This window comes from Streptomyces sp. NPDC054840 (assembly GCF_053611065.1).
The window spans coordinates 1-11,286 of the sequence record NZ_JBSGZP010000191.1; the positions used below are offsets into that span (position 1 = coordinate 1).

At 71.5% G+C, this 11,286-nt stretch carries 10 protein-coding genes; 8 read left to right on the forward strand and 2 right to left on the reverse strand.

The annotated features are described in order from the left end of the window. The 4 genes from ACWGIU_RS16065 to ACWGIU_RS16080 form a co-directional block, all read left to right on the forward strand. Positions 1–675 (forward strand): helix-turn-helix domain-containing protein (locus ACWGIU_RS16065; RefSeq protein ID WP_453706242.1); only part of this gene is annotated, 675 nt, incomplete at its 5' end. Positions 676–1,040: 365 nt separating this feature from the next. Further along, positions 1,041–2,198, forward strand: a complete 1,158-nt coding sequence (locus ACWGIU_RS16070; RefSeq protein ID WP_453706244.1) for an acyl-CoA dehydrogenase family protein — start codon at positions 1,041–1,043, stop codon at positions 2,196–2,198. A gap of 26 nt (positions 2,199–2,224) precedes the next feature. After that, entirely contained in the window at positions 2,225–3,103 is an 879-nt protein-coding gene (tesB, locus tag ACWGIU_RS16075; protein WP_453706246.1) for an acyl-CoA thioesterase II, read from the forward strand. Between the two features lie 133 nt (positions 3,104–3,236). Next, complete coding sequence (locus ACWGIU_RS16080; RefSeq protein WP_453706248.1) at positions 3,237–3,707, forward strand: hypothetical protein; 471 nt, start codon at positions 3,237–3,239, stop codon at positions 3,705–3,707. A gap of 160 nt (positions 3,708–3,867) precedes the next feature. Here the strand turns inward: ACWGIU_RS16080 and ACWGIU_RS16085 are convergent, their stop codons facing one another. After that, positions 3,868–4,680, reverse strand: coding sequence for a phosphatase (locus ACWGIU_RS16085; protein ID WP_453706250.1), 813 nt, complete (start codon positions 4,678–4,680; stop codon positions 3,868–3,870). 56 nt (positions 4,681–4,736) lie between these two features. After that, positions 4,737–5,315, reverse strand: coding sequence for an SACE_7040 family transcriptional regulator (locus ACWGIU_RS16090; protein ID WP_030716093.1), 579 nt, complete (start codon positions 5,313–5,315; stop codon positions 4,737–4,739). 120 nt (positions 5,316–5,435) lie between these two features. On the opposite strand from ACWGIU_RS16090, the gene ACWGIU_RS16095 reads away from it, so the two are divergent. The 4 genes from ACWGIU_RS16095 to ACWGIU_RS16110 are packed head-to-tail and all read left to right on the forward strand — an operon-like array spanning position 5,436 to position 11,217. After that, positions 5,436–7,067: a carboxyl transferase domain-containing protein gene (locus ACWGIU_RS16095; RefSeq protein WP_453706252.1), complete on the forward strand. Its 1,632-nt coding sequence runs from the start codon at positions 5,436–5,438 to the stop codon at positions 7,065–7,067. Between the two features lie 16 nt (positions 7,068–7,083). Next, a complete protein-coding gene (locus tag ACWGIU_RS16100) occupies positions 7,084–9,120 on the forward strand; it encodes an ATP-binding protein (RefSeq protein ID WP_453706254.1) in 2,037 nt (678 codons plus the stop codon). Between the two features lie 11 nt (positions 9,121–9,131). Beyond that, positions 9,132–10,049: a hydroxymethylglutaryl-CoA lyase gene (locus ACWGIU_RS16105; RefSeq protein WP_453706258.1), complete on the forward strand. Its 918-nt coding sequence runs from the start codon at positions 9,132–9,134 to the stop codon at positions 10,047–10,049. Between the two features lie 7 nt (positions 10,050–10,056). Next, a complete protein-coding gene (locus ACWGIU_RS16110) occupies positions 10,057–11,217 on the forward strand; it encodes an acyl-CoA dehydrogenase family protein (RefSeq protein ID WP_453706256.1) in 1,161 nt (386 codons plus the stop codon). Positions 11,218–11,286 lie beyond the last annotated feature (69 nt).

Here is an 11,286-nt window from a genome sequence, read left to right on the forward strand (position 1 = left end):
ACCCCGGCCCGCGCGCCCGGCGACCACACCGTGGCTTCGGTGGCCGCCGTACTGCTGACGCTGCTCACCGCCGAGCGGCCCGCCGGGGCGGAGGCGGCGGCGCTGACCCGGCTGCTGCTCGACGGGGATCCGGCCGAAGCCCTGGCGGCCGGGCCCTGGTACGCCGTGCACGCCCGCGGGTCCGGGGACCCGCAGGCCCTCGCGGCCGCGCTGGGCACCGTACTGCTGGACCCGTACGAGGGCGGCGTACGGCTGCTGACGGACCGGGAGCCCGCGGCGCAGCCCGGCTGGCGGCTCGGGGTGAGCGGCCCGGCCGCGCCCGCCGGGCTGGCCACGGCCGATGCCCAGGCCGAGCGGGCCGTCCGGCGCGCGGAGGCGGCCCGCATCCCGCTGGCCCACCACACGGACCCCGGCTTCGCGGGCCTGGTCGGCGAGGCCGAGGCCCGGGCCCATGCCGAGGCCCTGCTGGGGCCGCTCTCCCCCGCCTTGCGGGAGACCCTCCGGGGCTGGCTGGCCCACCACGGCAACTGGGACCGCACGGCCACGGCCCTGGGCGTCCACCGCAACACCGTCCGCCAGCGGGTCGGCCGCGCCGCGGAACTGCTGGACCGGGACCTGGACGACCCGGACGTGCGGATGGAGCTGTGGTTCGCGCTGCGCGTCACCGCAGGGTGAGGACAGCGGGGCGCCGGCCCGCTCGGCCGGGTGGTCGTCCGGCGGGCAGATGGCGGAGGGCGGAGGGCGGACGGCGGAGGGCCGGACAGCGCGGACAGCCGACGGCAGACGCCAGACGGCAGACGGCAGACGGCAGACGGCAGATGGCAGATGGCAGACGGCATCTCCACGGAACCGGCCACCGCGGCGCGGACGAACCCCCTCCGCCAGGGTCAGCTCCGACCGCCGTCGGCGGGGCCGGGGTGAGCCACCCCACCCTTTCTGCGGTGCCTCCACTCTGGACAGTCAGTTTGACTGGCCGGTAACTTAGGCTGAGCAAGCGCTTAGGCATGGCGGCGGACCGCCGCGACCGAAGGGAGCCGGCTGTGCGCCGTACCGTTTTCAACGAGGACCACGAGGCATTCCGCGAGACCATTCGCGCCTTCATCGAGGCCGAGGTCGTCCCGGTCTACGACGAGTGGTTCGCAGCCGGTCAGGCGCCGCGCGACTTCTACTACAAGCTCGGCGAGCTGGGCGTCTTTGGCATCAACGTGCCCGAGGAGTTCGGCGGCGCGGGCCTGGACACCCACAAGTTCGAGGCCGTCCTCTACGAAGAGACCTCCCGCGCGGGCGTCAACTTCGGCGGCTCCGGCGTGCACGTGCTGCTCGCCCTCCCCTACATCAAGATGCTGGCCGACGTCGAGCAGAAGAAGCGCTACCTGCCGAAGTTCGTCTCCGGCGAGGAGATGTGGGCCCTCGCGATGACCGAGCCGGGCACCGGCTCCGACGTCGCGGGCATGAAGACCACCGCCAAGCTCTCCGAGGACGGCACGCACTACGTCCTCAACGGCTCCAAGACCTTCATCACCGGTGGCGTCCACGCCGACCGCGTGATCGTCTGCGCCCGAACCTCCGCCCCCAGCGAGCAGGACCGCCGCTTCGGCATCTCCCTCTTCGCCGTGGACACCAAGTCCGAGGGCTACTCCATCGGCCGCAAGCTCGACAAGCTGGGTCTGCGCACCTCCGACACCGCCGAGCTGGCGTTCGTCGACGTGAAGGTCCCGGTCGAGGACCTGATGGGCGAGGAGAACAAGGGCTTCTACTACCTCGGCGCCAACCTGCCCTCCGAGCGCTGGGGCATCGCCTTCGGCGCCTACGCGCAGGCCAAGGCCGCCATCCGGTTCGCCCAGCAGTACGTCACCGAGCGCACCGTCTTCGGCAAGCCGGTCGCCCACTTCCAGAACACCAAGTTCGAACTGGCCTCCTGTCAGGCCGAGGTGGACGCCGCCGAGGCCGTCGCCGACCGCGCCCTGGAGGCTCTGGACGCCGGTGAGCTGACCGCCGCCGAGGCCGCCTCCGCGAAGCTGTTCTGCACCGAGGTCGCGCACCGCGTCATCGACAAGTGCCTGCAGCTGCACGGCGGCTACGGCTACATGAACGAGTACCCGATCGCCCGCCTGTACGCCGACAACCGCGTGAACCGCATCTACGGCGGCACCAGCGAGGTCATGAAGTCCATCATCGCCAAGTCCATGGGTCTGTAAAGGGATTCGGCTTTTAACCTTCCCCCATGAACCAGGCACTGACGACGCTCCTCGATCTGCTCGACCTCGAGCAGATCGAGGAGAACATCTTCCGCGGTATCAGCCGCCCTTCGCTGGTACCGCGTGTGTTCGGCGGCCAGGTGGCGGCCCAGGCCCTGGTCGCGGCCGGCCGGACCGTCCCCGCGGACCGCATCGCGCACTCGCTGCACTCCTACTTCCTGCGCACCGGCGACACCTCCGCGCCCATCGTCTACTCGGTGGACCGGATCCGCGACGGGCGCTCCTTCACCACGCGCCGGGTCGTCGCCGTCCAGCACGGCCAGCCGATCTTCCATCTCTCCGCGTCGTTCCAGACGTACGAGGACGGCCTCGACCACCAGGTCTCCATGCCGTCCGCCCCGGACCCGGAGTCCCTGCCCACCGCGGCCGAGTCGCTGCCCGCGTACCGCGAGATCTTCCGCGACCCCGGCACGGTGGAGCGGCTGATCGAGACGCGGGAGGCGGTGGACCTGCGCTACGCGACGACCCCGCCCTGGGGCAGCATCGGCGAGCCGGTGGAGCCGCGCTCGCAGGTGTGGTTCCGTACGGCCGGCAAGCTCGACAGCGCCGATCCGCTGCTGCACACCTGCCTGGCCACCTACGTCTCCGACATGACCCTGCTGGACTCGGTGCTGCTCGCGCACGGCCGGGGCGGCTGGGCGGTGGGCGACGTGGTCGGCGCCTCGCTGGACCACGCGATGTGGTTTCACCGGCCCTTCCGGGCCGACGAGTGGCTGCTGTACGACCAGGAGTCGCCCTCGGCGGCCGCGGGCCGGGGCCTCGGCCAGGCCCGCATCTGGACGCAGGACGGCCGGCTGGCCGTGACGGTCATCCAGGAGGGTGTCGTACGCGTCCCGCGTGCGTGATGTCCGCCCGGCCGATTAGTCCCGACAGGATCGTGAGCGCTTTCGGGTACAGGGGACTTCGGCGACAGTGAAGAGGTCGACAAGCAATACACTAAAAGGCCTCCTCTATTCCGGAATATTCCTCACCATTCCTGTGATCGTCCTGGTCGAGGCCATCAGCTGGACGCACGACTCATACCGCCCACTGGCCGCGGCGTTGATGGCCTGCCCTGCCTTCGTGTGCATCGTATGGCGATTCCACTTCGCCCCCGGATTGCGCACGGAGAAGGAGCACCTCGTTGTCCGCGAGCCCTATCGCACGGTATGGATTCCATGGTCGGAGATTTCTGAACTGCAATGGCGACGAACTCCTCTCGGATATCACCTTTGCCTGGTGAATAGAGCAGCCGGCAGCGGCGGGGAGTTTTACCCTCGGGCCTTTCAAAGGGTTCTGGGCGGAAAAAAGGCAAGACTGCGGCTCTTGGTCGACATGGAAGCCATGCGACATGCCGCGTCCGGGGCGCCGGGAGGGCCGATGCGCCAGCAGCGGTCCAGCCTCCTACCGGAATTCGCCTCTGTCATCTTTTTCGCCCTCTGCCTGATCGTGACACTGGCCGGCCAGTGATCACGAGGGGGCGGCCCGGCGGGCACTCCCCGCTGGGCCGCCTCGGGGCCGGCTACATCGGCGCGCGCGGGTCATCGTGGCCCCGCCGGGTTCCCCGAGCCCGGGCATGAGGAAGCCCCGGCAGGATGCTCCCGGCCGGGGCTTCTCCGCGTTCGCCGCGCTACTCCCCCAGCAGACCCGCCGCGTCCAGGATGTACGCCACCATCGGGTCGTAGAAGCGCGGGTCGCGGACGTGGTCGTCCAGGGGGATCGTCACCTGGACGGTGCCCTCCGCCTCGCCGATGAACAGGGCCGGGTCGTTGCAGTCCGCGTAGCCGACCGCGTCCAGGCCGCGCTGCGCCGCGCAGCCCGCCCAGCCGTGGTCCGCGACGACCAGGTCCGGCTGCGGGCGGTTCTCCGCCGCGAGGCCGTCCAGGATCGCGGCCATCGGCTCCGGGGAGTGGGTGTGCCACAGCGTCGCCCCCCGCTCCAGGACCGCGACGTCGGCGAACTGCCACACCGAGCCCTCGTCCGCCATCAGGCCCCGCGGGATGACGACGATCTCGCAGCCCGCGGCGCGCAGGGCCGCCGCCGTCACCCGGTGGACGTCCAGGAGGCCGCCCGGGTGGCCGGTCGCGAAGAGCACGCTCTGCCGGTCCGCCGCCGCCTTGCGCAGCCGCGCCGCCAGGCGGTCCAGGCCGGCCACGGTCAGCTCGGGGTCGATGGTGTCCTGGCCGAACCGGAACGCGGGGTCGTCCACGACTCCGCACCGCTCCGCCATCACCGCGAGCACGTCCTGCTCGTCCGTCCAGCGGTCGCCCAGTTCCAGGCCGAGCCAGTAGTGCCGGTCGCCGTTGGCGAGCTTGCGGTAGTGGCTGAGGTTGTTGTCGCGCGGCGTGGCGACCTGCCCCGCGATCCGCGTGCGGACCAGGTGGTCGATGAGTTCGGCGCGGGTGGGTACGGGCGTCTCTATCGGCTTCGGCATGCGGGCCATTCTGCCGCCGCCGGGGCGGAGGCGGCGCGTCCATTCCGGTCGGCGGACGCCCCGATTCATGCCGACAGCGCCCCGAACGCGCCGTGTGCGAGGCGCCGGAGCAGCGATTCCACCGCCTCGCGCCCCAGGGCCGCCAGGTGCGGGGTGGAGTTGAGCAGGCCGAAGACCGCGTGGACGGCGACCCGCACCTCCGCCTCGACGACCTCCGGGTGCAGTTCCCGTACGACTTCCACCCACAGCTCCACGTACTGGCGCTGCAGCTGCCGTACGAGTTTGCGGTCGGCGTCCCGGAGCCGGTCGAGCTCCCGGTCGTGCAGGGTGATCAGCGCCCGGTCGTCGAGCGCGAAGTCGATGTGGCCGTCGATGAGGGAGGACAGGACCCGGGCCGGGTCGCCCGCTGCCTGCGCCACCCGGTGCCGGCCGCCGGTCAGCAGCCGCTCGCTGATGCCGACGAGCAGTTCGGCGAGCATGGCGTCCTTGCCCGCGAAGTGCCGGTACAGGCCGGGGCCGCTGATGCCCACCGCGGCCCCTATCTCGTCGACGCCGACGCCGTGGAAGCCGCGCGCGGCGAAGAGACGAGCGGCCTCACTGAGGATCTGCTCGCGACGGGTCGGGGCGGCCGCTCTGGTGCTCATGGGGAACCATTCTAGACAGGGCCGTTAGCGGTCGTTAACCTAAGGCTCAGAAGCGTTAACGCTCATTAACAGCGTGACAGCGTGGACCGAGCAAGTGGAACGAGCAAGGGAGCTCGACCGATGCAGCAGGCACCAGTGCTGACGAGCGCCGCGGACCCGGCGTCCGAGGCCTGGCGGACCAACGAGGCCGCCCACCGCGAGCTGACCGAGGGCCTGCGGGCCCGGCTCGACGCGGCCCGGCTCGGCGGCGGCGAGAAGGCCCGCGCCCGCCACACCGCCCGCGGGAAGCTCCTCCCGCGCGACCGCGTGGACACCCTCCTCGACCCCGGATCCCCCTTCCTGGAGCTGGCCCCGCTGGCCGCCGAGGGCATGTACGGGGGCGCGGCCCCCGCCGCCGGGGTCATCGCGGGCATCGGCCGGGTCAGCGGCCGCGAGTGCGTGATCGTCGCGAACGACGCCACCGTCAAGGGCGGCACGTACTACCCGATGACCGTCAAGAAGCACCTCCGCGCCCAGGAGGTGGCCCTGGAGAATCGTCTCCCCTGCCTCTACCTGGTCGACTCGGGCGGCGCCTTCCTCCCCATGCAGGACGAGGTCTTCCCCGACCGGGAGCACTTCGGCCGCATCTTCTACAACCAGGCCCGCATGTCGGGGGCCGGCATCCCGCAGATCGCCGCCGTTCTCGGCTCCTGCACCGCCGGCGGGGCGTACGTGCCGGCCATGAGCGACGAGGCCGTCATCGTTCGCAACCAGGGCACGATCTTCCTCGGCGGCCCGCCGCTGGTGAAGGCCGCCACCGGTGAGGTGGTCACCGCCGAGGAGCTCGGCGGCGGCGAGGTCCACTCCCGGATCTCCGGCGTGACCGACCACCTCGCGGAGGACGACGCGCACGCGCTGCGGATCGTACGGAACATCGTGGCGACCCTGCCCGAGCGCGGGGCCCTGCCCTGGTCGGTCGAGGCGCCGGAAGAGCCCAAGGTGGACCCGTACGGGCTGTACGGCGCGGTCCCGGTCGACTCGCGCACCCCGTACGACGCCCGCGAGATCATCGCCCGGATCGTGGACGGCTCCCGCTTCCAGGAGTTCAAGTCCGAGTTCGGCCAGACGCTGGTCACCGGCTTCGCCCGGATCCACGGACACCCGGTCGGGATCATCGCCAACAACGGCATCCTGTTCGCCGAGTCCGCGCAGAAGGGCGCGCACTTCATCGAGCTGTGTGACCAGCGCGGTATCCCGCTGCTCTTCCTCCAGAACATCTCCGGCTTCATGGTCGGCAAGGACTACGAGGCCGGCGGCATCGCCAAGCACGGCGCCAAGATGGTGACGGCGGTGGCCTGCACCCGGGTGCCGAAGCTGACGGTGGTCGTCGGCGGCTCGTACGGCGCCGGCAACTACTCGATGTGCGGTCGGGCGTACTCGCCGCGCTTTCTGTGGATGTGGCCCAACGCCAAGATCTCCGTCATGGGCGGCGAGCAGGCGGCCTCCGTCCTGGCCACCGTCAAGCGCGACCAGATCGAGGGCGCGGGCCAGGAGTGGCCCGCCGAGGACGAGGAGGCCTTCAAGGCCCCGGTCCGCGCGCAGTACGAGGAGCAGGGCAACGCCTACTACGCCACCGCGCGGCTGTGGGACGACGGGGTCATCGACCCGATGGAAACCCGGCAGGTGCTGGGACTGGCCCTGACCGCGTGCGCGAACGCCCCGCTGGGCCAAAAAGATCTGACGCAGCCGGGCTTCGGCATCTTCCGTATGTGACGTGAGGACCTCACTGATGTTCAGCACTGTTCTGGTGGCGAACCGGGGCGAGATCGCGGTCCGGGTCATCCGTACCCTGCGGCAGCTCGGAATCCGCTCCGTGGCCGTCTTCAGCGACGCCGACGCGGACGCCCGCCATGTCCGGGAAGCCGACACGGCCGTCCGCATCGGCCCGGCCGCGGCCGCCGAGAGCTACCTGTCGGTGGAGCGGCTGCTGGATGCCGCGAAGCGGACGGGCGCCGAGGCCGTCCACCCCGGCTACGGCTTCCTCGCCGAGAACGCGGCCTTCGCGCAGGCCTGCTCCGACGCCGGCCTCGCCTTCATCGGTCCGCCGGCGAGCGCCATCAACCTGATGGGCGACAAGATCCGCGCCAAGGAGACCGTGAAGGCGGCCGGCGTGCCCGTCGTACCGGGCTCCTCGGGCAGCGGCCTGACCGACGCCGAACTGGTCTCCGCCTCGCTGGAGATCGGTATGCCGGTGCTGCTCAAGCCCTCGGCGGGCGGCGGCGGCAAGGGCATGCGGCTGGTGCGCGACGAGGCGGTGCTGGCCGAGGAGATCGCGGCGGCCCGCCGCGAGGCGCGGTCCTCCTTCGGCGACGACACCCTGCTGGTCGAGCGGTGGGTGGACCGGCCGCGGCACATCGAGATCCAGGTGCTGGCGGACGCCCACGGGAACGTGGTGCACCTGGGCGAGCGCGAGTGCTCGCTGCAGCGCCGGCACCAGAAGGTGATCGAAGAGGCCCCGTCGGTCCTGCTCGACGAGAAGACCCGGGCGGCGATGGGCGCGGCGGCCGTCGACGCGGCCCGCTCCTGCGGGTACGTCGGCGCGGGCACGGTGGAGTTCATCGTGCCGGGCGGCGACCCCTCCTCCTACTACTTCATGGAGATGAACACCCGCCTCCAGGTCGAGCACCCGGTGACGGAGCTGATCACCGGGCTGGACCTGGTGGAGCAGCAGCTGCGCGTCGCGGCGGGCGCGCCGCTCGGCTTCACGCAGTCCGAGGTGACGCTGACCGGACACGCCATCGAGGCCCGCGTCTGCGCGGAGGACCCGGCGCGCGGGTTCCTGCCGTCCGGCGGCACCGTGCTGGCCCTGTCCGAGCCCTCGGGCGGTGCCGTGCGCACCGACTCCGGGCTGACGGCGGGCGTGCCGGTGGGCTCCACGTACGACCCGATGCTGTCGAAGGTGATCGTCCACGGCCCGGACCGTCCGACGGCGCTGCGCATGCTGCGGGCGGCGCTGGCCGACACGGTGATCCTGGGCGTGCAGACCAATGCCGGTTTCCTGCGGAGGCTGCTGGCGCACCCGGATGTGGTGTCGGGCGACCTGGACACGGGCCTGGTCGAGCGCGACCTGCCGTCCCTCCTGCCGGAGGGGGTCCCGGACGAGGTGTACGCCGCCGCAGCCCTGCTGGCGCAGCCGGCGGCGCCCCAGCGGGAGGGATGGGTCGACCCCTTCGACGCCACCGGCGGCTGGCGTCTGGGCGGCACACCCGCCTGGACGGCGCACCACTTCCGCCTTCCCGGCCAGGAACCCGTACTGATCGAGACACGGCTCACCGATTCAGCCTCGCCGGCGATTGAGGCGCGGGGTCCGGGGCAGAGCCCCGGCGCACCGGCGCGAGCCCGGATCCTCACCCGCACCGCCGACACCGTCACCGTCGAACTCGACGGCGTCACGCACCGCTTCAGCCACGCCGCCTCCCCGGAGGGGACCTGGCTCGGCCGCGACGCCGACTCCTGGCACGTCCAGACGTACGACCCCGTCGTGGCCAACCTGAGCGGGGCCGGACACGGCGGCGCCGACACCCTCGCCGCTCCCATGCCCGGCACCGTCACCGTGGTCAAGGTGGCCGTCGGCGACAAGGTCGCGGCCGGGCAGAGCCTGCTCGTCGTCGAGGCGATGAAGATGGAGCACGTCATCTCCGCCCCGCACGCCGGCACCGTCACCGAACTGGACGTGACCCCCGGCAGCACGGTCGCCATGGACCAGATCCTGGCCGTCGTCACCCCGGACGAGGACGAGGACAAGGACAAGGAGGACGCCGCGTGAACAGGCTGCCCATGAACGTCCCGGCTCCCGGCCTCCCGGCCCGCGTCCGTATCCACGAGGTCGGCGCCCGCGACGGGCTGCAGAACGAGAAGGGCGCCGTCCCCACGGCCGTCAAGGCGGAGTTCATCCACCGCCTCGCCGCCGCCGGGCTGACGACCATCGAGGCCACCAGCTTCGTGCACCCCAAGTGGGTGCCCCAACTGGCCGACGCGGAGGAGCTGTTCCCGCAGCTCGCCGGCGTCGACGCGGACCTTCCCGTCCTCGTCCCCAACGAGCGCGGCCTCGACCGCGCGCTCGCCCTCGGGGCCACGCGCATCGCGGTCTTCGGCTCGGCCACCGAGACCTTCGCCGCCCGCAACCTCAACCGCACCGTCGCCGAGTCCCTCGCGATGTTCGAGCCCGTCGTGGCCCGCGCCAAGCAGGGGCACGCGCATGTCCGCGGTTATCTCTCGATGTGCTTCGGCGACCCCTGGGAGGGTCCGGTCCCGGTCCACCAGGTCGTCTCCGTCGCCAAGGCCCTGCTGGACCTCGGCTGTGACGAGCTGAGCCTCGGCGACACGATCGGCGTGGCCACCCCGGGCCATGTCCAGGCCCTGCTCGCCGCGCTGAACGAGGCCGGGGTCACGACCGACCGTATCGGCGTGCACTTCCACGACACCTACGGCCAGGCCCTGTCCAACACCCTCGCCGCGCTCCAGCACGGTGTGACCACCGTCGACGCGTCCGCGGGCGGCCTCGGCGGATGCCCGTACGCGAAGAGCGCCACCGGCAACCTCGCGACCGAGGACCTGGTGTGGATGCTCGACGGCCTCGGCATCGAAACCGGGGTCGATCTGGCCGCCCTCACCGCCACGAGCGTGTGGATGGCCGAACAGCTGGGACGCCCCAGCCCCTCCCGTACCGTCCGCGCCCTCTCCCACAAGGAGTAGTCACACCATGTCCCTCGACCACCGGCTCACCCCTGAGCACGAGGAACTCCGCCGCACCGTGGAGGCGTTCGCGCACGACGTCGTCGCCCCGAAGATCGGCGACCTGTACGAGCGGCACGAGTTCCCGTACGAGATCGTCGCCGAGATGGGCCGCATGGGCCTGTTCGGCCTGCCCTTCCCGGAGGAGTACGGCGGCATGGGCGGGGACTACCTCGCCCTCGGCATCGCCCTGGAGGAGCTGGCCCGCGTCGACTCCTCGGTCGCCATCACCCTGGAGGCCGGGGTCTCCCTCGGTGCCATGCCGCTCTACCTCTTCGGCTCCGAGGAGCAGAAGCGGCAGTGGCTGCCGAAGATGTGCTCCGGCGAGATCCTCGGCGCCTTCGGCCTGACGGAGCCCGGTGCGGGCTCCGACGCGGGCGGTACCCGCACCACCGCCGTCAAGGACGGTGACGAGTGGGTCATCAACGGCTCGAAGTGCTTCATCACCAACTCCGGTACGGACATCACCGGCCTGGTCACCGTCACCGCCGTGACGGGCCGCAAGGCGGACGGCCGCCCGGAGATCTCCTCGATCATCGTCCCGTCCGGCACCCCGGGCTTCACGGTGGCCGCCCCGTACTCCAAGGTGGGCTGGAACGCCTCGGACACCCGTGAGCTGTCCTTCGACGGCGTACGGGTCCCCCTGGCCAACCTGGTGGGCCAGGAGGGCCGCGGCTACGCGCAGTTCCTGCGGATCCTCGACGAGGGCCGGATCGCCATCTCCGCGCTCGCGACCGGTCTCGCGCAGGGCTGTGTGGACGAGTCGGTCAAGTACGCCAAGGAGCGGCACGCCTTCGGCAAGGCGATCGGCGACAACCAGGCCATCCAGTTCAAGCTGGCCGACATGGAGATGCGCGCCCACATGGCCCGCATCGGCTGGCGCGACGCGGCCTCCCGGCTGGTGGCCGGGGAGCCGTTCAAGAAGGAGGCGGCGATCGCGAAGCTGTACTCCTCGACGGTCGCCGTCGACAACGCGCGCGAGGCGACCCAGATCCACGGTGGCTACGGCTTCATGAACGAGTACCCGGTGGCCCGTATGTGGCGCGACTCCAAGATCCTGGAGATCGGCGAGGGCACGAGCGAGGTCCAGCGCATGCTGATCGCGCGCGAACTGGGCTTCGCCGGCTGAGGCCCGACCGACCGAGCGGGCCCAACCGGCCGAGCTGAACGCACCGATGTCCGGGGCGGGTACGACACC